Source organism: Streptomyces sp. NPDC005574 (assembly GCF_040605435.1).
In the GTDB taxonomy this organism is placed as follows: Bacteria; Actinomycetota; Actinomycetes; order Streptomycetales; family Streptomycetaceae; genus Streptomyces.
This window is the reverse complement of sequence record NZ_JBEXCW010000052.1, coordinates 1-23,470: the sequence shown is the minus strand read 5'-3', so window position 1 is coordinate 23,470 and position 23,470 is coordinate 1. Positions and strand designations below refer to the sequence as shown.

The window sequence follows — 23,470 nt, the reverse complement described above, 5'->3', positions numbered from 1 at the left end:
CCCGGGTCGGCCACCTCGGACGATCACATGTCATTCACATGACACGCACAGGCGTCCGCCCCGCGGAACGCATCCGCCGCTGCGAAGGGAGGCCGCCCGTGGACACGGTCGTCGACGACGACGCCTCCGCGGAGTTCCACGCCTTCTTCGAACGCCACTACGCCGAACTGTCCCGGCTGGCCCACATGCTGACGGGTGAGGCGGACGCCGCCGACGACCTGGCGGCGGACGCCCTGCTGGCCCTGTGGCACCGCTGGGACCGGGTGCGCGCGGCCGACCACCCGGTGGCGTACGCGCGAGGCGTCGTGGCCAACCTGGCGCGCAGCCGCATCCGCAGCGCGGTGCGCGAGCGGCGGCGCGTCGCCCTGTTCTGGTCCCAGCGCGACGAGCGGACCGACGACCCCGACGTGGCGGGTGTGGTGGACGTCCAGGACGCCCTGCGCCGGCTGCCGTTCCGCAAGCGGGCCTGTGTCGTGCTGCGGCACGCCTTCGACCTCTCGGAGAAGGACACCGCCCTCGCGCTGGGTGTCTCGGTCGGTACGGTGAAGAGCCAGACGTCGAAGGGGATGGCCGAACTCCAGCGGCTGCTCGGGAGGCAGGGGGCGCCGCAGCGGGTGCACGCGGCGATGGGACGCACCGGCGAGAGCGGAGGGAGGACCCGATGAGGCAGCAGGACGTGCCGGGCGGACTGCGCGCCCGGCTGCGCGAGGCGGCCGAGGCCCACGAGCCCGACCGGGCCGTCATTCTGGCCCGCGTCGAACGCGGCATGAGCGGGCAGGGCCGCCCCGGTCACCGGGCCACCCGCCCGCGGGTGTGGGGCTGGGCGCGGGTGGTGAGCGCCACGGCGGCGGTCGCGGGGATGCTCGCCGTCGGCGGTTACGCGGTCGCCTCCGCGGTGAAGGAGGACGCCGAGCCGCAGCGGACGGTCACGGTCACGGCGACGCCCGCCCCCTCGCCGGACGCGACGAGCCGGCCGCCCCGCCCGTCCGTTCGGCCGACACCGAGCGGCCCGGCCTCGCCCAAGGCCGTCGACTCCTCCCCCGCGCGGACGCCCTCCGCCGGCCCGTCGGCCCCCGTGGTGCCGTCCGGCGGCGGCGAGGAGGACGGCCCGCTGCAGTCGGACGGTTCGGTGGACCCGCACAGCAACGACTTCTGGGCGCAGAGCGACGTCACGATCAGGACCTCCGTGCCGCTGACGGCGCTCACCGTCCGGCTGAGCGTCGCGCAGAGCGGCGGGGTCGACTCCACGGGCGCCTGGCGCTCGCTGCCGGAGGACGACTTCACGCTGACGGTGGGCGAACGGGACGGCTTCCTCGTCTACACCTGGGAGCTCAGGCAGGGCCGCACGGTCCCGAAGGGCGAGTGGGTGTTCGCCGGCCAGTACGACCACGACCGCGGTGGCCGGGACGCGAAGGACGACGGCTACGCGGTCACGGCCACGGCGGCCGGCGGACACCGCGCCGTCTCGGGCGACTTCGCGGCACACCCGGGCGACGGGGACGGCGGGGACGACGGGTGAGGAAGTCCTGAAGGCGCGGCAACCTTCCGCGCGCCGGCGGCGACCAGGGAGTGCGGGGGTCCCGCCGCCCACGAGCAGACGCACAACGAAGATCAGAAACAACCACACGTTCGCATTCGACGTCTCTACCAGTGCGCGAACCACCGCACCAACCACCGCACGACGACGGACGATGTCGTACGACGCCACAGACCTGCCGGCCCGAGCCCCCCTCGGCCGGCAGCGCGCCGGTCAGAGCCCCCCTCGGCCGGCGACCGGGACGCCCCCGCCGGTGACGACCGGCGGGGGCGTTCACGCGCTGACGCTTACGGGAGGGACCCCGCCGGGCGCCGGTTCAGCTGACGAAGTACGTCGGGTTCGGCAGCTTGTACGTGCGGTCGGCGTAGCCGCCGTCAAGGTCGGAGTACTGGTCACCGAAGTTGGCGACGATCTCGTACCCGAGGTCCGTCTCGATGTGCTTGCGGGTGCCGGCCTTGTACTGCACGGTCGTGCAGGTCCAGGTGCCGGGGGTGGCGCAGGCGCTCAGGTAGGACGGGGGGTTGGCCTTGTCCTTGAGGAAGACGTGGTCGGCGTCGAGGTTCACGTCGGCGCCGACCTTCTTCAGGTTCTCGACGGCGGCGGACCGCTGCGCCTCGCTCAGGCCCGAGTTGTAGAAGACCTCGACGCCCTCGGACTCGGCGTACCGCACGAGTTCGGGGCTGCCGAAGACGGCGGGGCGGTCGGCCTTGTTGACGTAGTCGGCCCATGTGGTGCCGTTGTACGTGTAGTTGTAGCGCTTCTCGTAGTCGAGGCTGAGCAGCAGCGTGTCGTCGATGTCGAAGACGACCGCGGGCTTCTCGCCCCGGTGGTGGGCCTTGCGGGCAGCCTTGTCGATGTACGCGCGGGCGGCCCGGTCCAGGCGCGCGAGGTCCTTGGCGTACGGGCTGTCGGGCGACGCCTGGTACACGCCGGCGGCGTCGGCGGTGGTGCCGTAGTAGGTGTCGATGTCCTTCACCAGGAGCCCGATGTTGTACGGCTCGTGGGTGGAGTTGGCCGTGGACTGGCCGGCCGTGGCGGCACCGGTGCCGTACAGGGCGGCACCGGCGACGGCACACGCTGCGGCGATCGCCGCGATACGCAGTGGCTTATACATGACAGGTGTTCTACGCGCGTCACCCTGCCGGGCGCGAGACCCGTTGCCCGATCGATACCCCCGCGCGGGCAAAAATCGGGTCAAGCGGCCGGGGACGCGGAGGGCGGCCGGGGTCAATTCATGGTGGCTCCGACGGTGGTGCTGCCCGTCGTCAGGAAGGTCGTCGCCGGCAGCGAGCCGTCGGTGCCCCGCGCGTTGTACGTGCCGGTGGCGTCCGTCGAGCGGAAGGCCGGTGTGGCGACGCCGGAGTCCCAGGTGTTGCCGGACGAGACGACCTTGGAACCCTTGCTGACCGAGCCGCCGCCGTTGCTCACGGCGAGGTTCTTGCCGAGCCTGGCGGAGCTGGTGGCGAAGTAGTAGCCCCACTTGCTGTTGGCGTAGGCGGTGGTGCGGTTGACGACCAGGGCGCCGGTGTTGGAGTTCTCGGTGAAGCCGTTGCCGGCGTTGCCCCAGGCGGCGGAGTTGTTGACGACGTGGGCGACCACCTCGCCGTCGCCGCCCAGCTTGTAGCCGTTGCCGTCACCGGCGAAGGCGGAGTCGGACCAGCGGTTGACGCCGTTGCCGAAGGACCAGGTGTGCTCGACGGTGACGGGCGAGGAGAAGGACCAGAAGTCGATCCCGTCGTCCGCGTTGTTGTAGAGGCGGGCGCCGGTGATGAGGTTGCCGGTGCCGGAGCCGAACTTCACGGCGACACCGTCGGCGTTCTCACCGTGGTTGGCGGCGTCGTAGTTGCCGTAACTGTCCAGGTTCCGGACGGTGTTGTTCACCGTTCCGTCCCCGGTGAGGGTGAAGCCGGAGTCGCCGCCGTTGATGGTCTTCACGTTGTTCCAGTTGGTGCCGGTGCAGGACTGGCAGACGACCGCGCTGTCCGGGGAGTTCTGGAAGGTGAGGTCGGAGACGTTCCAGTAGTCGGCGGTCAGCTTGAGGATCCAGTCGCCGGCGGGCAGCGAGGAGCCGTCGATCTTCACGCTCTCCGAGCCGTACGCGGTGAGGGTGACCGGCGCGGAGGAGGTCCCGTTGGCCGTGGACTGGAGCGTGGCCGTGGGGCGGTAGGTGCCGCCGCGGACCTGGATGACGGTGCCGGCGGTGGCGTTCTTCAGGGCGTTGGACAGGTCGGTGGTGGTGCTGACGACGACGGTCGCGGCCTGCGCCTGGGTGGGGAGCACGGCGAGGCCGGCGCCGAGGGCGAGAGCCGAGGTGAGGATCAGAGCGGTACGACGAGACATGGGGCGCGGGTCCTTTCGCCGTTCGGGGAGGGAGAGGGAAGGGGGCGGGAAGGGGGCGGGTCGGTTCGCCGCCGGCGAAGCGTCCGGTGAGGTACCGGTCCGCGGCAGCCGCGCCGCCCCGGCTCCGACGGCGAACGCCCGCCGCCTTGCCTGGTCATGGCCGCTCATACGGCCTCCAGTCCCGCAGATAGGTACGCCGGGTGTGCCGGGCGGCCTCCTCGGCGGTCAGCTGCGGCCGGTTCTCCGGCACCGATGTCACCGCGCCCGGGCCGAAGTCGGCGTACTCGCGAAAGCGCATGCTCTGCCAGGGGTAGGCGTCCCGCATGTTCGTGTAGGGGGCGACGGCGTCGATGCCGGAGCCGATCCAGGTGTCCCGCACGACCAGGGAGGGCCAGGCGGTCGTCTCGTACGACGGCACCCAGGGCCGGGCGATCCGGTACGCCCCGTCCTCCGCGCCGGAGGTGATCCGGCCGCGGACCGCGAGCAGGCCGTGGGGGTTGGCGCGAGCCGTGGAGGGGGCGAAGACCATGCCCTTGGGGGTGAAGTCCACGTCCCGGGCGAGCGTGTGGAAGTGGCACGCCTCGAAGACGGCGGTCGCCCGGCCGAAGACGAAGTCGACGTCGCCCTCGATGTAGCAGCGGTGGAAGTACTGGCGGCCGAAGACGTCCAGTGCCGTCGTCTCGGTGAACAGGGTGTCCTGGTGGGCGAGCAGTCGCACGTTGTCGAAGTGGGTGCGGTCGCCGTAGGTGTACGCCGCCACCGCCTGCGTGCCGGTGATCCCGGGGTGGTCGGCGCGCAGCCAGTCGTTGGCGAGGGTGAGGTCGCGGACGGTGAGGCCGGGGGCGGCGGAGGTGAGGGTGGCGGAGCCCGCCGTGCCGTACGTGCCGCTGCCGTCGGGCCTCGGGGTGCCGTTGGCGTTGTCGTACACGATGACCGTGTCCCGCGGGTCGCGGGTGGCCCCGCGCAGGGTCAACTCGCCCGCCGTGGCCGGGATGTCGACGACCTGCCGGTAGGTCCCCGGGTGCACGACGATCGTCCGGCCGGGTCCGTCGACGGCGTCCACGGCCGCCTGGAGCGAGTCGCCGGGCCGGACGTGCAGGACGCGGTGGCCGGAGGCGTGGGCGGGGGTCGCCGCCCCGGCGGCCAGGCCGCCGGCGATGCCTGCCAGCAGGGTGCGCCGGCGCATCTCAGCACCCCTGCTTCCACGGCGCCCAGTCGCCCAGGTAGGTCGCGCGGGTCTCCGACCTCGCCTGCTCCGGGGTGAGTTGGGGACGGTTGCCGGGAACGGTGATCCGCGCTCCCGGCCCGGTGTCGCGGTACTCGGCGAAGCGCTGGCTCTGCCACGGGAAGGCGTCCGACATGTTCGCGTACGGCGCGACCGCGTCGATGCCGGGGCCGAGGTGGGAGTCCCGGACGGTGAGCGAGGGACGCGCGGTGGTGTCGGAGCTGGGCACCCAGGGGCGGGCCAGTTTGTAGAACCCGTCGGGTGCGGCGCTGCTCACCCGGCTGTCCGTGACCAGGTACCCGTGCGGGTCGGCACCCGCCGTGGAGGGCGCGAAGACGAAGCCGTAGGGGGCGGCCGCCAGGTCCGTGCGGTCGAGGGTGTGGAAGTGGCAGTGCTCGTAGACCGCCGTGGCCCGGCCGAAGACGAAGTCGACGTCGCCCTCGGCGTAGCAGTGCGCGTAGTACTGCCGGGCGAACGTGCCGAGGGCAGGGGAGTCGGCGTACAGGGTGTCCTGGTGGCCGAGGAAACGGCAGTAGTGGAAGGCGCTGCGGTCGCCCTGCACCTTGACGGCGACGGCCTGGGTGCCGGTGACCCCGGGGTGGTCGGCGCGCAGCCAGTCGTTGGCGAAGGTGATCCAGCGGGCCGTGAAGCCGTCGGCCTGCACGGTCGTGGTGGCCGACCCGGTCGTGCCGTAGGTGCCGCCGCCGGGCTTGGGGGTGCCGGCCGCGTTGTCGTACACGAGCACGACGTCACGGGGGTCCTCGGAGGCGCCGATCCAGGTCGCCCCGGTACGGGTGGTGTCGAGGACGACCGTGTCCCGGTAGGTGCCCGGGGCGATGACCAGGGTCCGGCCGGCGCCGGTCGCGGCGGCCACGGCCTCCCGGACGGAGGTGACGTCACCGCGCCCGTGCGGGTCGACGTACAGGGTCTGCGGGGTGAGCCGGGCGGCCGGTGAGCCGTAGCGGCCGAACGGGCGCCGGGGGCCGGCGGCGGCCTGTCCGGCAGCGAGGCCGAGGGCGGCGGCCGTGCCGGCGCCCGCGAGCAGCAATCCCCTTCTGGACAGGGGGAGTCGGGGGTGGGGCGAGGGCATGCGGGTGCTCCTTCGCGGTGTGCGGTGCGGCTGTGCGGGGAGGGGGCCGGGGCGGTGCGGCCCGCCCCGGCCGTCGTACGGGATCAGCCCAGGCGTCCGGCGCCCGCGCCGCAGTCGACGATCCGGGGGACCGACTTCACGGGGTCGGTCCTCGTGCGCAGGGTGGGCGTCCAGCCCGCGCCGGACTGGAGGATCTCGCCGGGGATCTCCGCGTTGTGGACGGCGATCAGGTCGGTCGGGGTGCCGTTGACGTAGTTGTCGTCCGCGGTGAGCGGCGACACGTTCCAGCGCTTCAGGACCTTGGCCGCGCTGACCCCGGCGGGCAGGGTGAACGCGTTGTGCTGGGCGACCAGTTGGGACTCCTTGCCGATGCCGAAGCTGTAGGAGTAGGAGGTGTCGGCGACGAAGTGGTTGTTGTAGGAGTCGACCTGTCCGAAGCGCACCCGCGGGGCGCGCTCCACCAGCCCGGAGAACAGGTTGTGGTGGAAGGTGACCTTGAGGTGGCCGCGGTCGCCCGCCGCCGTCGACTCGCTGTCGCTGTTGCCGATGAGGATCGTCTTGTCGTGTTCGGTGAAGGCGTTCCAGGAGGCGGTGACGTAGTCGGCGCCGCGGACGATGTCGAGCTCGCCGTCGTGCTGCTGGTAGAGCATGCCGAAGTAGGTCGGTGCGGCGCTGTCGGGGTGGCTGCCGTCGGTGAAGGTGTTGTGGTCCAGCCAGACGTGGGTGGAGCCGTAGACGACGGCGGTGTCGTACTCGGAGTTCCAGTTGCCGTTGGTGCCGTCGGTGGGGTCCCACTGCGGGAAGCAGTCCACGGGGCTCTCGAACGTCAGGTTGCGGACGATGACGTTGTCGACGGCCTTGATCTGGAGGCTGGCGCCCTTGAACCCGGCGTTCTTCCCGATCCCGACGATGGTGGTGTTGGCGGGGATGTTCGCCTTGATGGTCTGTTCCTGGTTCGCGGCGGAGACGCGGCGCAGGCCCTCGGGGCTGTCGTCGGGCTCGGCGCTCAGGTCGGTGTCCAGGCCCCACGTCTGCGGTGCGTACCTGGCGAGGTAGGCGTCGAAGTCGTAGCCGGGCGCGGCGAGGGAGTCGCAGCCCTCGGACACCGCGTCGATCGTGCCCTTCACCTTGATGATCTTCGGTGCACTGCCGTCGGCGGCGAGCGCGGCCTTGAACTGGGCCCAGGTGGTGACGGTGTGCACGTGCGCCGCGTCGGCGGCGGCGCCGCCCGTGGTGCCGGTGCCGTACGCGGCCCAGCCGTCCTTGGCGGGGAGGGTCTGGCGGGCCGGGTCGCGGGGCTGGGCCTGCGCGGAGGTGCCGGTCACGGACAGGACGAGCGCGGCGCAGCCGAGCGACGCGGCCATCCGGACAGCTGTGGCATGCCCATGCCATATATGTGTGTTCATGGTGCGGCTCTCTCTTCCGGTTCGAGGGTGGTGGTCGCGCGGTGCCTACGCGGTGGCCGGCGGCCAGGTGATCCAGGACTCGGGGATCTCCTCGCCGAGCCGGCGCACCTCACGCGGCCCGAGCACCCGCGTACGCAGCAGCTCCCGCACGACCAGCCGGGCCACGGCGATCGCGCCCGGCGGGTTGAAGTGCGTGTTGTCCTGCTCGGTCGCCGTCCAGTTGAAGTACCTCTTCGTCTCCTCGACCCCCAGCCGCTGCCACAGCGCGAGCGACAGGGCCTGGATGTCGAGCAGCGCCACCCGCTCCTCCCCCGCGAGCGCGCGCATCGCCGCCGGGTAGTCGCCGTGGCTCGGCACGGCGTTGCCGTCCGCGTCGAACCGCCGCCGCTCGACGGGCGTGGCGAGCACCGGCCGGGCGCCCCGGGCGCGCGCCCCCTCGACGTACTGCCGCAGGTAGTCCTGGTACGTCGTCCAGGGCTCGGTGTACCGAAGGGGGTCGGTGGTCTTCTCGTCGTTGTGGGCGAACTGGATCAGCAGGAGGTCACCGGGCCGGATCGCGTCCAGGACGACGGCGAGCCGCCCCTCGTCGACGAAGCTCTTCGAACTGCGCCCGTTCACAGCGTGGTTGGCGACGGGCCGGTCCCGGGACAGGAAGAACGGCAGTGCCATGCCCCATCCGGTCTCGGGTGCGGCGTCGGCGTACTTCTGGGCGGCGGTGGAGTCGCCCGCGATGTAGAGGGTGCGGCGGCGCCCGGCGGCCTGCGCGGTGGTGACGCCGGCGGCGGCGAGGGGCAGCGCGGCGAGGGCCGCGCCGGTGACCTGTCTGCGGGTAAGGGACACGGGAGGTGCACCTCTCAACAGGGAGATGTGGGATCTTCGGGGACAAGGCGGTGCCCATGTCCGGCGCGCCGCGCGGGCGCGCCGGGCCACGGCCGGTCCGGGGATCGAGCACGACCTCACCACCCCGGACCGGCCGCTACGGCGCCGGCCTGCGGAGTCAGCCGCGCTGCTTCCACTCGGCCTGCGCCGCGTTCAGCTGGCCGGCGACCGTGTCCAGGAAGTCCTTGGCGCTCATCTTGCCGAGCAGGACCTTCTGGAAGTTCGGCTCGTTGTCGGCCTTGGAGATGGTGTTCCAGTCAGGCAGGTAGTACGGCAGCTGCACGATGGTCGTGGAACCGTCGGTCAGCGCGGCGGCGGCCAGCTTGGTCGGCTCGGCCGCGGAGATCCAGGCGTCCTTGGCGGCGTCGTTGTTCGCCGGGACCTGGCCCGCCGACTCGTTGAACTTCGAGCTCTCCGCGTGCGAGGAGGCGAACTCGATGAACTTCCAGGCGGCTTCCTTGTGCCGGGAGTTCTTGAACAGCCCGAGCCCGTCGACCGGGTTGGACACCTGCACCCGCTTGCCGGTGGCGCCGACCGGCTGCGGGATGCCCCGGAACTTGTCGGCGCCGAGCGCCTTCACGTGGTCCTGGTAGGAGCCCAGGTTGTGGTTCAGCATGCCGATGGTGCCGGTGTCCCACTGGGCGACCATCTTGGTGAAGTCGTTGTTGAGGTCGGCGGACGGGGTGTCCTTCTTGTAGAGCGCGGCGTACTTCTCCAGCGCCGCCACGTTCTTCGGGTCGTTGAGGGTGGTCTTCTTCCCGCTCGCGTCCCAGAACGAGGTGATGCCGGACTGCCCGTACATCGCGTCCAGCGCCTGGGCGATCGAGCCGGCGCCGCCGCGGATGGTGTAGCCGAACCTGTTCCTGCCCGCGTCGGTCAGCTTGTCCGCGGCCTTGTAGAACCTGTCCCAGGTCGTCGGCTCGTCCAGGCCGGCCTGCTTGAACAGGTCGGTGCGGTAGTAGAGCACACCGTTGTTGGCGGAGGTCGGGATCGAGTAGAGCGTGCCGTCGCCGCCGCCGGCCGCCTTCAGCGACTTCACCATGTCCTCGTTGAGCTTGCCGTCGAGCGGCGACCCGGCGAGGCGGTCGTCCAGCGGGTCCAGCACGTGCTGGGCGGCGAAGCCCGCGAGCATGGCCGCGCCGACACCGCCGACGTCCGGCAGACCGCCGCCCTGGATCGCGGTGTCGACCTTCGACTGGTACTCGGTGGAGGCGATGCCGACGTACTTGACCTTGATGTCCGGGTTGGCCTTCTGGAAGTCGGCGATGACCTCCTTCCAGATGTCGGTGCGGACGCCGCCGTTGTTGTCCCAGAAGACGATCTGGCCCTTGCCGCTGCCCTCGGCGCCCTTGTCACCGCCGGTGCCGCTGCCGTCGTCGCCGCAGGCGGTGGCGGTGAACGCGAGCGAGGCGCCGAGGGCGACGGCGATGGCGGCGCGCCGGCTTCTGCGGATGCTGGTCTTCATGTGATCGGCTCTCTTCTTCTGGATCCGGCTCGGACGTGACGTGGTGCGGGCTTCGTACGGATTCAGCAAGCGCTTGCTACGGAGGTGCGTCATGGCGGCTCCCACAGGCGTGCGAGTCGGGCGGGTCAGGGGGTGATGCGGAAGTGCGCGAACGTGGCCGCGCCGGCGTGCCCGGAGCCGGCCGGCGCGAGGGCGAACAGGCCGAGCAGGGCTCCGACCCAGCGCCAGGGGGTGGCGGCGAAGACGGGGCCGGAGGCGCGCGGGCCGGCCCCGACGTCGTAGGAGAAGCGGCAGCGGGCGCCGGCGCCGATCTCGATGCGCAGCCGCGCGCGTCCCTCGGGCGCGGGGCACGGGGGGCCGGCGTCCCGCTCCCGGTCGGCGACCGGCTCGGCGAAGCGGTGCACGAGGTGCACGCTCTCGTCGGCGCCCCGCTGGAGCCCGATCCAGCCGTACGCGTCGCCGAGCACCGCGAGTCCGGCGCGGGCGCCCGGCTCCTCGCTGTGCAGCCGCAGGTCGACCTCCACGGCCACGGGCGTGCCGGGCAGCCGCTGCGTGAGCACGTTCGGCACGGTGCGCAGATCGTGCGCGCCGGCCGAGCGGACGCAGGCCAGCCGCAGCCCGTCGCCGGAGTGCTGGGTGGCCCAGCCGGCCTGGGGGTTGGCCGTCCACTGCCACTGGCGGCCGAACCGCCCGCCGGGGAAGTCGTCGTCGGTGGCGGGCCGGGCGGCCTGCTGCGGCGGCAGGGCGGGCCGCCGGTGCACGACCACGGGGGTGCCGTGGTCGCCGAGCACCGGCCAGCCGTCCGCGCCGTCCCAGCGCATCGGCTGGAGGTGCACGACCCTGCCGTAGGCACCCCGCTGCTGGAAGTGCAGGAACCAGTCCTCACCGGACGGGGTGCGCACCCAGCCGCCCTGGTGCGGCCCGTTGACGTCGGTGTCCCCCTGTTCCAGGACGACCTTCTCCTCGTACGGCCCGAAGAAGCCGCGCGAACGGAAGGCGCCCTGCCAGCCGGTCTCCACTCCCCCGGCGGGCGCCAGGATCCAGAACCAGCCGTCGTGGCGGTGGAGTTTGGGCCCTTCGAGGGTGAACCAGCCGGGGATGCGGTCGCCGTCGACGATCACCTTGCCCTCGTCCATCAGCGAGGTTCCGTCGGGGTGCATACGGTGGCCGGTCAGCCAGTTCTTGACGCCCGCGCGGGACCTGGCCCAGGCGTGCACCAGGTAGGCCTCGCCGCTCTCCTCGTCCCACAGGGGGCACGGGTCGATCAGGCCCTTGCCCTCCTTCACGAGGTGCGGACGGGTCCACGGGCCCCTGACCGCGGGGGCGTTGATCTGGAAGATGCCCTGGTCGGGGTCGCCCCAGAAGATCCAGAACCGCTCGTCGTGGTGCCGCAACGACGGTGCCCACACCCCGCGGTCGTGCCGCGGCGAGGCGAACTCGGCCGCGGGCTCCAGGCGTTCGAGGGCGTGGCCGACGAGCGTCCAGTTGACCAGGTCGCGGGAGTGCAGCAGGGGCAGGCCGGGGGCCCGGCCGAAGCTGGAGGCGGTCAGGTAGAAGTCGTCGCCGACGCACACGACGTCCGGGTCGGACCAGTCGGCGTTCAGGACGGGGTTGCGGTAGGTCTCCTCGGCGGGTTCGGCGGTCACCGGTTCACCGCCTTGCGCGCCAGGGCCGCGGCGCCGTCCCGGTCCAGGGCGCCGTCGGCGACGACGGTGACGATCCGCCGGACGACGGTGTCGCCGGGGGCGACCGGCAGCCGCTCCCGGTGCGCCAGCGACGAGCCGACGCCCGGGTACTCGGCGGTGCGCACGAACCACGGGTCGCGCCGGGTGGCCTCCGTGGCCCCGGCGAAGACCAGCGTCCAGGTGGCACCCGCGAGGGCGAGCCACCCGGCGCGGGCGCCGTGGGTCTCCGCCTCGCCCTCGCGGTCCGCGGTGAAGACGTGCGGGGCGCCCTCCTCCTTGCGGGCCCGCCAGAAGAAACCGCCGTAGGCGGCGCCGGGGCGGCCGTTGGTGGCCGGGCTGCCGATCGACAGCGGCTTGGGCGTGACGTTGGTGAGGGAGAAGGTGAAGTCCAGTGCCCAGGCGCTGTCGGTCAGTTCACCGGCCGCGACCGTCCGCCGCTCGCGCAGCAGCTCGCCGCCCGCGGCCACCCAGCGCAGCTCCTGAACGAAACCGTCCGGGTCGCGCAGCTGGAACGCGGTGTGGCGCTGGGCGCCGTGGTTGTCCAGCTCGGTCGGCCCCCGGTCGCGGACGTAGGTGCGCCCGCCCCAGAAGTTGTGCCCCTCGACGTCGGGAACGGCGACACCGACGCCGAGGTGGTGGGTGTGGTCGGCCGGGCTGAGCTCGGTGACCGCCGTACCGGACAGGGTGGTGACCGGGTGCAGGTACGGGCGTGGGGAGAGCCGGGCCGGCAGCTCCGGCCGGGTGACGTAACGGCAGACGGGGCGGCCCGCGACACGCAGGACCGGCGAGTCGGTGCTGGTCATCAGGTGCTCACCTCCTTGGGAAGGGGTCCCGTGCCCGCCGCCCAGGGGGCGCCGAGCTCCGAGTAGAGCGCGAGGGTGTCGGCGGCGGCCGCGACGAGTCCGTCGATGCCGGGCACCACGCGGCGGTTCTCGCCGGGCAGCAGGTGCCAGGCGGTGGCCGGCAGCGGGGCCGGGTCGGGCGAGCGCCGGACCGCCTCGACGACCTTCATGAACGCGCCGGTCTCGTCCGGTGCGACCAGCAGCCCGGCGCCGTCGGTGAGGTGGTCGACGAGGTTCTCCAGCAGGTCGGTGCGCCCGTACACGGACTCCTCGGGACCGTGGTCGGCCCGCTGGAGCAGCACCCGGTCCTGCTTGTACCAGAAGGTGATCCGGCCGCTGGTGCCGTGCACGACGACGTACGGCTCGCCGGGGTTCTCGGCGCACAGGGTCGCGGCGACCGTGATCCGCCGGCCCGTGGCGGTGGTGACGCGGACGCACGAGGTGTCGTCGGACTCGATGTCGTTGGCGCGCAGCAGCTCGGTCTCGACGCCGGTGACGTCCTCGGCGTGCGGGGCGCCGCCCAGGGCGAGAGCGGTGGCGACGGCGTGCGCGAGCGGGTTGGTGAGCACCCCGTCGATCACGTCGGCCCCGTTCATCCTGCGCCGCCCCGCCCACGGCGCACGCCGGTAGTACTCCTCCGCACGCGCCCACGCCCCGGCGCCGCCGATCCCGACCGGCTCACCGATCGCGCCCTGTGCGATCAGCCCGCGGATCGCGGGCACGGCGTGCGAGCCCAGCGACTGGAACCCGATCTGGCAGGCGACCCCGGCCTCCGCGACCCCGTCGGCCATCCGGCGGAACTCGGCGTAGGAGGGCGCGGGCGGCTTCTCCAGGAGCAGGTGGACGCCCCGGCGTGCCGCCGTCAGCGCCAGATCGGTGTGCGTGGGGATCGGGGTGCAGATCACCGCGATCCGGGCGCCGGTGGAGTCGAGCAGGCCGCCGAAGTCCGCGGACTGCTCGGGCGTGCCGAGGCCGTCGGGGAGTTCGCCCGGTGCGAGCGGGGTGAGCTCGCAGACACCGGCGAGTTCGACGATCCCCTTGTCCTGGAGCCGGCGGATGTTGTCCAGGTGCCAGCGGCCGTGGCCGCGGGCGCCGGCCAGGACGACGGGCAGTGCGGTGTTCGTCATGGGAGCCTCCCTGCGCCCGCGCCGCGCGCCGCCTTCCGGCCGGCCGCCTCGGCGCCGTCGATCGTTGCGTGCAGGGTAGGCGCGCCGCCGGGCGGGCGGACGCGGTCGGCGCGGACGGCCCCGGTCATCCCTTCACCGCCCCCGCGCTGAAGCCGGTGATCAGCCACTTCTGGATGAAGGCGAACACCAGCACCACGGGCACGGCCGCGACGATGCCGCCCGCGGCCAGCGCGCCGAGGTCGACGCTGTCCGCGCTCATCAGCGTGTTGAGGCCGACCGGGATGGTCTGCTTGCCCTGGTCGCTGAGGAACATCAGGGCGAACAGGAAGTGGTTCCAGGCGTGCACGAAGGCGAAGGAGCCGACCGCGATCAGACCGGGCCGCAGCAGCGGCAGGACGACGATGCGGAAGCCGGCGAGGCGGTTGCAGCCGTCCACCCAGGCGGCCTCCTCCAGTGAGGGCGGCACGTTCCTGATGAACCCGCTGATCAGGATGATCGACAGGGGCAGCTGGAAGACCGTCTCGGCGATCACCACGCTGGCCAGCGAGTTGATCATCTGGAGGTTGGCGAAGATCTCGAAGAGCGGCACCAGCAGCAGCGCGCCCGGTACGAACTGGGTGCACAGCAGGGCCAGCATGAAGGCCTTCTTGACCTTGAAGTCGAACCGGGCGAGCGCGTACCCGCCGGCCAGGGCGACGACCGTGGTCAGGAACAGGGTGGCCACGCCCACCAGGACGCTGTTCTGGAAGTAGGTGCCGAAGGCGCGCTCCGTCCACACCTTCTCGAAGTGGTCGAAGGTGACCGGCCAGGGCACCAGCGAGGTCGAGCCGGCCGGGCGCAGCGCGAAGAGCAGGATCCAGTAGAAGGGGATCAGGGTGAAGACGAGGTAGATGCCCAGCGGCAGGTAGATCTGCCAGCGGGGGGCCTGGTCCCAGGCCCGGCGGCCGCGGCGCGGGCCCCGGTCGGGCGCGGCGGGCACGTACTCGCGAGCGGGCGCGACCTCGGTGGCCTCCGTGGTGATCATTTCTGGTCGCCTCCGAACTTGCTCAGTCGCAGATAGACCATCGAGCAGAACAGCAGGATCACGAACGCGACCGTGGTCAGGGCGGACGCGTAGCCGAAGTTGTGGGCGTCGACGCTGGTGTTGGCGACGTAGAGCGGGAGTGTGGTCGTCTCGCCGGCCGGTCCGCCGCCGGTGAGGGTGTAGAGCAGGTCGACGTTGTTGAACTCCCAGACCGCCCGCAGCAGTGTGGACAGGACGATGGCGTCCTTCAGGTGGGGCAGCGTGATGTGCCGGAACTGCTTGATCCGGCTCGCCCCGTCGACCTCGGCGGCCTCGTACAGGTCCTTCGAGACGGACTGGAGGTCGGCCAGGATGAGGATCGCGAAGAAGGGGACACCGCGCCACAGGTCGGCGACGATCGCCGCCGGGAACACCGTCGAGGTGTCCGACAGCCAGCTGGTGCCGTACTGGCCGATGCCCATGTCCGCGAGGTAACGGGTCACGCCGGTCTGGGAGTTGTAGAGCAGCACCCAGATCGCGGAGGTCAGCACACCGGAGACGGCCCACGGGGAGAAGACCAGCGCCCGGCCGAGGGAGCGGCCCACGAAGGTCTGGTTGACGATGAGGGCCAGCGCCAGACCGAACAGCAGCTGCAGGCCCACCTCGACGATCACCCACTTGGCGCTGAACGTCAGCGTGCCCCAGAACTGCGGGTCGCCGGTGAAGGCGTGGACGAAGTTGTCGAATCCCGCGAAGCCGTTGCGCCACGGCTTGGTGGGGTTGTAGTTCTGCAGGCTGTAGTAGAAGACGCTGATGACCGGGTAGGCGATGAAGCCCAGCATCAGCAGGGCCGCCGGGGCGATCAGCAGGTACGGGAGCCTGCGCGGCGTGGCGGAGGCACGGCGTCGCCGGGGTGGCGCGGGCGGTTTCGCCACGGCTGCGGCTTGGGCCATGACAGTTCTCCGTTCTGGTACGTCGTGCGGGGAAGCGCTTTCTGCTGGTGCGTGGGGCGTTCTTGTCCGTGACGGGCGGTGCGGGTGGTCCTGTGCGGGGTGGGTCCTGCGGTGCGTGATCCCCGCGGTGCGGTGGGTCTTGCGGTGCGGTGGTCCTGGCGGTGCGGTGGTCCAAGTGGGCTCGGTGAGCCCGGGGTTCAGCCCGCGTACGGGTCCCGCACCTTGCCCGGGCGGGCCAGGAACTCGAAGTCGCAGCCGGTGTTCGCCTGGGTGATCTGTTCGTTGTAGAGCGCGCCGTAACCGCGCTCGTACCGGACGGGCGGCGGGGTCCACTCCGCCCTCCGGCGCTCCAGCTCCTCGTCGTCCACGTGGAGTTGAAGGGTCCGCGCCTCGACGTCGAGGGTGATCGGGTCGCCCGTGCGCACCAGGGCCAGAGGCCCGCCGACGTACGACTCGGGTGCCACGTGCAGCACGCAGGCGCCGTAACTCGTGCCGCTCATGCGGGCGTCGGAGATCCGCACCATGTCACGTACCCCCTGCTTGAGCAGGTGGTCGGGGATGGGGAGCATCCCGTACTCGGGCATCCCCGGACCGCCCTTGGGGCCGGCGTTGCGCAGCACCAGCACGCTGTCCGCGGTGATGCCGAGGTCCGGGTCGTTGATGGTGCGCTGCATCGTGCGGTAGTCGTCGAAGACGACCGCCGGGCCGGTGTGCTCGAGCAGGTGCGGTTCGGCCGCGATGTGCTTGATGACCGCGCCGTCCGGGCACAGGTTGCCGCGCAGGACGGCGACCCCGCCCTCGTCCGCCACCGGGTTGTCCCGGTGCCGGATGACGTCGTCGTTGTGGACCTGTGCGCCGGCGAGCTGCTCGCGCAGGGTGTCGCAGGAGACCGTCGGCCGGTCCAGGTGGAGCAGGTCCGGGATCCGGGACAGGAAGCCGGGCAGGCCACCCGCGAAGTGGAAGTCCTCCATGAGGTACGTCCGGCCGCCGGGGCGTACATTGGCGAGGACCGGGACCGTACGGGCCACCCGGTCGAAGTCGTCCAGGGTGAGTCGGACGCCGGCCCGGCCGGCCATCGCGATCAGGTGGATGACGGCGTTGGTGGAGCCGCCGAGGCCGAGGACCGTCGTCACCGCGTCCTCGAAGGCGTCCCGGGTGAGGATGTCGTTCAACGTCCTTCCCCTGTGCACGAGTTCGACGATGCGAAGGCCCGAAGCGGCGGCCATCCGGTCGTGCCCGGAGTCGACGGCCGGGATGCTCGACGCCCCGGGGACCGTGACGCCCAGCGCCTCGGCCGCGGCCGTCAGCGTGGACGCCGTCCCCATCGTCATGCAGTGCCCGGGCGAGCGGGCGAGGCCGCTCTCCAGCTCGGTCATCTCGCAGTCGCCGATGAGACCGGCCCGCTTGTCGTCCCAGTACTTCCACATGTCGGTGCCGGAGCCGAGGACCTCGCCCCGCCAGTGACCCGGCAGCATCGGCCCGGCGGGCACGAACACCGTGGGCAGGTCGACGCTGGCCGCGCCCATCAGGAGCGCGGGCGTCGACTTGTCGCAGCCGCCCATCAGGACGGCCCCGTCGACCGGGTAGGACCGCAGCAGTTCCTCGGTCTCCATCGCGAGCAGGTTGCGGTAGAGCATCGGGGTGGGCTTCTGGAAGGTCTCGCTGAGCGTGGAGACCGGGAACTCCAGCGGGAAGCCCCCGGCCTGCCACACGCCCCGCTTCACGGCCTGCGCGCGGTCGCGCAGGTGCACGTGGCAGGGGTTGATGTCGGACCAGGTGTTGAGGATCGCGATGACGGGCTTGCCGAGGTGCTCCTCCGGCAGGTAGCCGAGCTGGCGGGTGCGGGCCCGGTGGCTGAAGGAGCGCAGCCCCTCGGTGCCGTACCACTGGTGGCTGCGGAGTTCCTCCGGGCGCCTGGCGGCGACGGGCCGGTTCATACGGACCACCCGGAGGCGATGGCGGCGACCTCGGCGCGCTCGTCCTCAGGCAGCTGCCTGCTCGGCGGACGGACCTCACGCCGGCACAGCCCCAGGGAGGCCAGGGCCTCCTTGACGACGGTGACGTTGTTCGCGGAGCCGTTGGCGGCGCGCAGTTCCTCGAAGCGGCGGATCTGCTCCCAGACCTTCATCGCGCCCGGGTAGTCCCCGGCCCGCAGCGCCTCGATCATGTTCAGCGACACGGCCGGGGCGACGTTCACCAGCCCCGAGGTGAAGCCGGTGGCGCCCGCGGAGAAGTAGGAGGGGGCGTAGGGCTCGGCGAGGCCGGCCACCCACACGAAGCGGTCCAGGCCGGCGTCCCTGGCGAAGGCGGCGAACCGGGACGCGTCCGGGACGGCGTACTTCACGCCGATGACGTTGGAGCAGGCGTCCGCGAGTTCGGCGAGGCGGACGCCGGTGAGCTGGGCGTTGCGGATGTACGGGACGACGCCCAGCTCGGGCACGGCCTCGGCGATCGCCCGGTGGTAGTCGACCCAGCCGCTCTGCGAGACGTAGGGGTGGACGGGCTGGTGGACCATGACCATGCCGGCGCCGAGGTCGCGGGCGTGGCGTGCGGAGGCGACGGCGGTGGGCACGTCGTGGCCGACCCCGACGAGGATCGCGGCCCGGCCACCGGCCTCCTCCACCGTCAGCTCGGTGACGAGTCGCCGCTCCCGGGGGGTGAGGGCGTAGAACTCGCCGGTGTTGCCGTTGGGGGTGAGGGTCCGCACCCCGCCGTCGAGCAGACGACGCAGCAGGGCCCGGTGGGCGTCCTGGTCGACGGAGCCGTCCTCGGCGAACGGGGTCACCGGGATCGCCACCACGTCGGCCAGGGCCGTCCGCTGGGTCTCGAAGGTCACGCCGCTCATTCCTGCCCCTCCTCTTCGCCGGCCCCCGGGAACGCCCGCTGCACGAACGACGCGATGTGCGCGTGCAGGGCGCTCGCCGCGCCGTCCGCGTCACCGGCCAGGGCGAGCCGCAGGATCTCCCGGTGCTCGCCGGCCTCCCGCTCCCAGGACGGCGAGGCCGCCCAGGCGACCGCGGACACCAGGGCCGCCTGGTCCCGGACCTCGTCGAGCATCCGGCCGAGCAGCGGGTTGCCGCACGGCAGGTACAGGGCGCGGTGGAACTCCCGGTTGGCCAGGGAGCGTTCGGCGGTGTCGGTGGCGTCGTCGGCCCGGGTCAGCGCCGAGCGCGCCGCGTCCAGGGACGCCTCGCGCCGGACGGCGCGCCTGAGCGCCTCGGGTTCCAGGAGCAGCCGTACGTCGTAGACCTCGCGCGCCATGTCCGCGTCCACCATGCGCACCGTGACGCCCTTGTACTGGTTCATCACGACGAGCCCGGTGCCGGCCAGGGTCTTGAGCGCCTCCCGCACCGGGGTCTTGGACACCCCGAACTGCGCGGCGAGTTCGGTCTCGACCAGGGCCTGACCGGGCGTCAGCTGTCCGGTGAGGATGCGGTGTTTGATCCCTTCCAGCACGAACTGCGTGCGGGAGGGGATCGGCGTGGGCACAGAGGTCATGCGCGCCTCTCGGATCTCGCGTATCGGATCTCACGTATGGGATCTCGCGTATCGCGTCTCATATATGACGTACGAAGTACGACGGGGTCGAACGTAGGAGGGGCCCCGTGTTTCGTCAATGCTTCCTGCAGAGGAAGTTGAGGTTGCCCGGCGCGGAAGGTGCCGCCGGGACAGGGAAGAGGCGGGGAGCGTACGGCGTCCGTACGCTCCCCGCCTCTTCCTCACGCTCCGGCGTGCGGACCAGGTCCTCCCCAGGTCAGGCCCTCTGCCGCCATCCCGGGTCGCGCCCGCTCAGGCCGACCGCCCGGTCCAGCAGCGGGGCGTCGGCCGGGACGGCCACCACGGGCCCGAAGACCCCCTGGCCGCCGGCCGGATCCTCGGCTCCCGCGTGGAGGAAGGCGTGGGCCGCCCGCAGTGCGGCGGGGTCGGGCTCGTAGGACTGGCTCGTGGCCCGGGCCAGGTCCCAGCCGTGGATCACCAGTTCGTCGGCGGCCACGGCGGCGGCGAGCGAGCCGGGCAGGTCCACTCCCCCGGCCCGGGTCATGCCGGTCCAGGCGGCGGGGTCGCGCCACGCGTCGGCGAGTTCGTCGAGCGCCTTGGGCAGTTCCTCGCGCCAGCCCGGTCCGATGTCGGGCACGGCGGCGTTCGGCGCGGTGTCGGTCGTGGCGCCCAGTTCCTTGCGGGCGGCGTCACGGAAGGCGACGGACAGGCCCGCCAGGTGTCCCAGCATGTTGCGCACCGCGCAGCCCGGACACGGCGTCCCGCCTCCCAGCCGCTCGTCGAGCACGCCTTCCGCGAGCCGGGCCACGATCCGCGCCTGTGGCCCGAGATCGAAGATGGTGTCGGTCATCCGCTGCTCCTCACGATTCGTTTCCCGAGAGGTGGACCGCCCGGAACGGCGGAACTCATCGGCCGGGAGGAGAGGAATGCGGACCAGCCGACGGCGGCGGCGGCGAGGGGAGGAGCGAGCCCGGGACCGGACGGGTGCGGGCAGGCCCGGGATCGGGCGAGCCCGGCCCGGGATCGGACGGGTGCGGGCAGGCCCGGGACCGGACGCGTGCGGGCAGGCCCGGGACCGGACGCGTGCGGGCAGGCCCGGGGCCGGACGGGTGCGGGCGGGCTCGCCGGCTCCCGTGCCGCCCTCGCCCGGCTCACCGCTCGCTGAGCGCCTCCCTCACCACCGACAGGTCGCCGTCCGATGCCAACCCGGCGTGGTACAGGCGTAGTTCGGTCGCGCCGTGGTCGCGGGCGAGGGCGGCGTCCGCGGCCAGGGTGTACGGGTTGCCGCCCATGCCCGAGACCACGGTGAAGTTGGCGGCGAGGACAGCACCTTCGCGGCGCTGCTCCGCGAAGGGGGTCAGCGGGCCGGGGCCGCCCGCGCAGGGCACGACGACGCCGTCCGCGACGGACAGGATGTGCGCGGGGTCGACACCCGGGTTCGCCCCGACGTGGTACCACACGGGGTCGGCGTGCAGCAGCACCTGGAAGCCGTCGGATGCGGCCTCCCGGACGGCGGCGACGGCCGCCTCCTGGAGGGTGCGGGCGGCTTCCTCGCGCCAGGCACGCGTGGCGTTCGCGAGGGTCTCGCCGAGCAGTTTCTCCACGCCGGCCCAGCCGCCGTCGGAGCTCGCGCCCTGCCAGACCGGGGCCAGCGCGGCCCGCACGGCGGCCGCCAGCGCGTCGGCGTCCAGATCCTGCCGGCCGTAGCCCTCCCGGCAGACCGGGCAGAAGCACAGGGACATCAGGTACTGTCCGGCGTCGCCGAGCCCCACCCCGCCGGTCTTGTCGTGGGCGTGCAGGTGCTGGAGCCCGTACCAGCCCAGGGACTCCAGTTCGGTGCCGCGCGCCCCGGGCCGCACCCCCGCCTCGGCGGCCAGGTCGACGAGGTAGGCACGGGTGGCGGGCTGGGCGATGCAGGGCGCCCAGGGGTAGCGGTCGCCGTAGGCGTTGACGACCGAGGTGTCCGGATGCTCGGCGCCCAGGCGCGAGTTGTGCGCGAGGACGACCCAGGTGTGCACCTCCAGACCGGCGCCCGCGAGCGCGTCGGCGGCCTCGCCGAACGCGTCCCCCGGGGCCCAGTCGCCCGCCGGGTGGGGGCGCGGGGTGCGGCCCTCCCAGCGGTCGCCGGGCGGATAGAGCACGGCGGCGTACTCGGCGGTGACCACGCGGTGGCGCGGGTGGCGGGGGGTGAGCGCGCGCGTGGAGTGGTAGGCGGCGGCGAGCGTCACCTGTTCCACGCCCAGCGCGGCGATGCGCTCGGGGGCCGCGGGGTCCCCGTTGACGTCCCAGGGGTAGACGAACGCCGACGCCTTCACTTGTCCTCCTCGATCAGCGCGTAGCCGCGTTCGATCATCTGCGCGAGCTGCTTCACATGATCCTCGCTCGGCTCGTGCAGCGGGGGCCGCACCTCCCCCACGTCGAGGCCCCGGAGCCGTACACCGGCCTTGACCAGGGCGACGGCGTACCCGCGGCCCTGGGCGCGCAGTTCGACGAAGGGCCGGTAGAAGCCGTCCAGGAGCCGGTGCACGGTGGGGTCGTCGCCGGAGTCCAGGGCGGCGCGGAAGGCGAGGGCGATCTCCGGGGCGAAGCAGAACACGGCGGAGGAGTAGAGGGTGATGCCGAGGGCGCGGTAGGCGAGCTGGGTCTGTTCGGCGGTCGGCAGCCCGTTGAAGTAGAGGAAGTCGCCGGGGACCTCGGTGCGGACGGCGCTGATGATCCGCTGCATGAGGTCGAGGTCGCCGAGGCCGTCCTTGAACCCGATGATCCCTTCGGTGCGCGCCAGTTCGACGACGGTCCGCGGGGTGAACACGGCGTTGTCGCGCTGGTAGACGACGACGGGCAGGGAGGTCGCCGCGGCCACCTCGCGGTAGTGCCGCAGCAGCCCCTCCTGCCCGGCGACCACCAGGTAGGGCGGCATGGCGAGCAGCCCGTCGGCGCCGGCCGCCTCGGCGAGGCGCGCGTACCGCACGGCGAGCGCGGTGCCGTAGCCGGTGCCCGCGACGACCGGCACCCGCCCGGCGGTCTCCTCGACGGCCGCCCGCACGCACGCCTCGAACTCCTCCGGCGCGAGGGCGTGGAACTCCCCGGTGCCGCAGCACGCGAAGACGGCGGCGGCCCCGGCGTCCACGCCGCGGCGCACATGCGCGCGGTAGACGTCGAGGTCGACCGAGCCGTCCGGGCCGTAGGCGGTGACGGGAAAGAACAGCGGCCCGCCGGGGGCGCTGAGTCGAGCGGCGAGCAGGGCTTGCGTCACGGGCTCTCCCTAGGACAGGCGCGTACGTTCTTCTGATCAACGTCTACATTTATGAACGCACCCACCCTAAGGAGCCCCATCAGGGCGGGTCAAGCGCCCAAAAGGCCAACAGGAGAGTAGATTTCCCAGGTCGGCGACGCACTTGACGGGCAGGACGCAGCATCCTTAGCTTGTCCACGCATGTGAATGACGTCCACGAGTGAAGTCGTCGACGCGCGGCCGCCGAACCAAGGAGAACCGAGGATGCCCGCTCCCCGCACCGTTCTGCTCACCGGCGCCGCCGGCGGGCTCGGCTCCCTCATGCAGAACCTGCTGCCGGCCTTCGGCTACGACCTGCGTCTGCTCGACATGCGCCCGATCGAGGGCGAACCGGACGCGATCACCGCGGACCTCGCCGACAAGGACGCCGTGCGCGAGGCCGTCCGGGGCGTCGACGCGATCATCCACCTCGCGGGCATCTCCCTGGAAGCCCCGTTCGAGAAGATCCTCCGGGCGAACATCGAGGGGACGTACAACCTGTACGAGGCCGCCCGCGAGGAGGGCGTCGCACGGATCGTCTTCGCCTCCTCCAACCACGTGGTGGGCTACACCCCCCGCCCGCCGGGCGACACACCGCTCGACCCCGACGCGCTGATCCCGGTCGACACCCCGCGCCGCCCCGACACCTTCTACGGCCTGTCCAAGTCCTTCGGCGAGGACCTGGCACAGCTCTACTGGGACAGGCACGGCCTGGAGACCGTCTCCGTCCGCATCGGCTCCTGCTTCCCCGAGCCGACCAGCGTGCGCATGCTGTCGCTGTGGATGAGTCCGCCCGACGGCGCCCGGCTCTTCCACGCGGCCCTCACCGCCGAGAACGTCGGCCACACCGTCGTCTACGGCTCCTCCGCCAACACCCGGCTGTGGTGGGACCTGACCAGCGCGCGGGCGCTCGGCTACGAACCGCAGGACGACTCCGAGCCGTACGCCGCGAAACTCGTCGCCGAGCAGGGCGAGCTCGACCCGGACAACGTGGCCCACGCCCACCTGGGCGGCCACTTCGTCAACGACCCGCCGATCTGGCCCCACTGACACCCGGAACACACGGACACGGCGGCGGGCGGGCACCGAACGGGCCTCGGCTCCCGGATCCCGGCGATCAGGATCACGGTGAGCGCGAGGGCGATGCCG

21 protein-coding genes are annotated in these 23,470 nt (G+C 72.4%); 3 read left to right on the top strand and 18 right to left on the bottom strand.

The window, feature by feature from the left end; all coding sequences use genetic code 11:
* The first annotated feature begins 98 nt into the window (after nt 1-98).
* Nucleotides 99-665 (top strand): SigE family RNA polymerase sigma factor, encoded by a 567-nt coding sequence (locus ABZT03_RS27780; protein ID WP_356044066.1) that lies wholly within the window; start codon nt 99-101, stop codon nt 663-665.
* Nucleotides 662-1,519 carry a hypothetical protein gene (locus ABZT03_RS27775; RefSeq protein WP_356044063.1) on the top strand — a complete coding sequence of 286 codons (858 nt, stop codon included), beginning with the start codon at nt 662-664 and terminating at the stop codon, nt 1,517-1,519. The genes ABZT03_RS27780 and ABZT03_RS27775 overlap by 4 nt, the downstream gene beginning before the upstream one ends.
* A 334-nt stretch (nt 1,520-1,853) precedes the next feature.
* On the opposite strand, the gene ABZT03_RS27770 is transcribed toward ABZT03_RS27775, so the two are convergent.
* The 18 genes from ABZT03_RS27770 to ABZT03_RS27685 form a co-directional block, all read right to left on the bottom strand.
* On the bottom strand, nt 1,854-2,651 hold the full coding sequence (locus ABZT03_RS27770; RefSeq protein ID WP_356044061.1) for an HAD family acid phosphatase: 798 nt from the start codon (nt 2,649-2,651) through the stop codon (nt 1,854-1,856).
* Between the two features lie 113 nt (nt 2,652-2,764).
* Entirely contained in the window at nt 2,765-3,877 is a 1,113-nt protein-coding gene (locus tag ABZT03_RS27765) for a chondroitinase-B domain-containing protein (RefSeq protein ID WP_356044059.1), read from the bottom strand.
* 154 nt (nt 3,878-4,031) lie between these two features.
* A complete protein-coding gene (locus ABZT03_RS27760) occupies nt 4,032-5,063 on the bottom strand; it encodes a pectinesterase family protein (protein WP_356044057.1) in 1,032 nt (343 codons plus the stop codon).
* A 1-nt stretch (nt 5,064) separates the two neighbouring features.
* Nucleotides 5,065-6,192, bottom strand: coding sequence for a pectinesterase family protein (locus tag ABZT03_RS27755; RefSeq protein ID WP_356044054.1), 1,128 nt, complete (start codon nt 6,190-6,192; stop codon nt 5,065-5,067).
* A gap of 83 nt (nt 6,193-6,275) precedes the next feature.
* A complete protein-coding gene (locus ABZT03_RS27750) occupies nt 6,276-7,598 on the bottom strand; it encodes a pectate lyase (RefSeq protein WP_356044051.1) in 1,323 nt (440 codons plus the stop codon).
* A 45-nt stretch (nt 7,599-7,643) separates the two neighbouring features.
* Entirely contained in the window at nt 7,644-8,438 is a 795-nt protein-coding gene (locus ABZT03_RS27745; RefSeq protein WP_356044050.1) for a rhamnogalacturonan acetylesterase, read from the bottom strand.
* Between the two features lie 157 nt (nt 8,439-8,595).
* Nucleotides 8,596-9,942 (bottom strand): sugar ABC transporter substrate-binding protein, encoded by a 1,347-nt coding sequence (locus tag ABZT03_RS27740; protein WP_356044048.1) that lies wholly within the window; start codon nt 9,940-9,942, stop codon nt 8,596-8,598.
* 125 nt (nt 9,943-10,067) lie between these two features.
* Entirely contained in the window at nt 10,068-11,588 is a 1,521-nt protein-coding gene (locus ABZT03_RS27735; RefSeq protein ID WP_356044045.1) for a family 43 glycosylhydrolase, read from the bottom strand.
* Entirely contained in the window at nt 11,585-12,430 is an 846-nt protein-coding gene (locus tag ABZT03_RS27730; protein WP_356044043.1) for a PmoA family protein, read from the bottom strand. The genes ABZT03_RS27735 and ABZT03_RS27730 overlap by 4 nt, the downstream gene beginning before the upstream one ends.
* The gene (locus ABZT03_RS27725; RefSeq protein ID WP_356044041.1) at nt 12,430-13,596 is read right to left on the bottom strand and encodes a Gfo/Idh/MocA family oxidoreductase; all 1,167 of its coding nucleotides are present in this window, start codon (nt 13,594-13,596) and stop codon (nt 12,430-12,432) included. The genes ABZT03_RS27730 and ABZT03_RS27725 overlap by 1 nt, the downstream gene beginning before the upstream one ends.
* Before the next feature lie 124 nt (nt 13,597-13,720).
* A complete protein-coding gene (locus ABZT03_RS27720) occupies nt 13,721-14,620 on the bottom strand; it encodes a carbohydrate ABC transporter permease (RefSeq protein ID WP_356044038.1) in 900 nt (299 codons plus the stop codon).
* Nucleotides 14,617-15,552 carry a sugar ABC transporter permease gene (locus ABZT03_RS27715; protein ID WP_356044036.1) on the bottom strand — a complete coding sequence of 312 codons (936 nt, stop codon included), beginning with the start codon at nt 15,550-15,552 and terminating at the stop codon, nt 14,617-14,619. The genes ABZT03_RS27720 and ABZT03_RS27715 overlap by 4 nt, the downstream gene beginning before the upstream one ends.
* Nucleotides 15,553-15,749: 197 nt before the next feature.
* Nucleotides 15,750-17,489, bottom strand: a complete 1,740-nt coding sequence (araD, locus tag ABZT03_RS27710; protein WP_356044033.1) for an L-arabinonate dehydratase — start codon at nt 17,487-17,489, stop codon at nt 15,750-15,752.
* Nucleotides 17,486-18,397, bottom strand: a complete 912-nt coding sequence (locus ABZT03_RS27705) for a dihydrodipicolinate synthase family protein (RefSeq protein WP_356044030.1) — start codon at nt 18,395-18,397, stop codon at nt 17,486-17,488. The genes araD and ABZT03_RS27705 overlap by 4 nt, the downstream gene beginning before the upstream one ends.
* The gene (locus ABZT03_RS27700) at nt 18,394-19,050 is read right to left on the bottom strand and encodes a GntR family transcriptional regulator (RefSeq protein WP_356044027.1); all 657 of its coding nucleotides are present in this window, start codon (nt 19,048-19,050) and stop codon (nt 18,394-18,396) included. The genes ABZT03_RS27705 and ABZT03_RS27700 overlap by 4 nt, the downstream gene beginning before the upstream one ends.
* Before the next feature lie 256 nt (nt 19,051-19,306).
* Nucleotides 19,307-19,900 carry a TIGR03086 family metal-binding protein gene (locus tag ABZT03_RS27695; protein ID WP_356044024.1) on the bottom strand — a complete coding sequence of 198 codons (594 nt, stop codon included), beginning with the start codon at nt 19,898-19,900 and terminating at the stop codon, nt 19,307-19,309.
* A gap of 301 nt (nt 19,901-20,201) precedes the next feature.
* Entirely contained in the window at nt 20,202-21,365 is a 1,164-nt protein-coding gene (locus tag ABZT03_RS27690) for a hypothetical protein (RefSeq protein ID WP_356044021.1), read from the bottom strand.
* Nucleotides 21,362-22,303: a 5-dehydro-4-deoxyglucarate dehydratase gene (locus tag ABZT03_RS27685; RefSeq protein WP_356044018.1), complete on the bottom strand. Its 942-nt coding sequence runs from the start codon at nt 22,301-22,303 to the stop codon at nt 21,362-21,364. Before ABZT03_RS27685 ends, ABZT03_RS27690 begins: the two co-directional genes overlap by 4 nt.
* 243 nt (nt 22,304-22,546) lie before the next feature.
* Between ABZT03_RS27685 and ABZT03_RS27680 the strand changes: the two genes are divergently transcribed.
* Nucleotides 22,547-23,371 (top strand): NAD(P)-dependent oxidoreductase, encoded by an 825-nt coding sequence (locus ABZT03_RS27680; RefSeq protein WP_356044015.1) that lies wholly within the window; start codon nt 22,547-22,549, stop codon nt 23,369-23,371.
* Nucleotides 23,372-23,470: the final 99 nt, after the last annotated feature.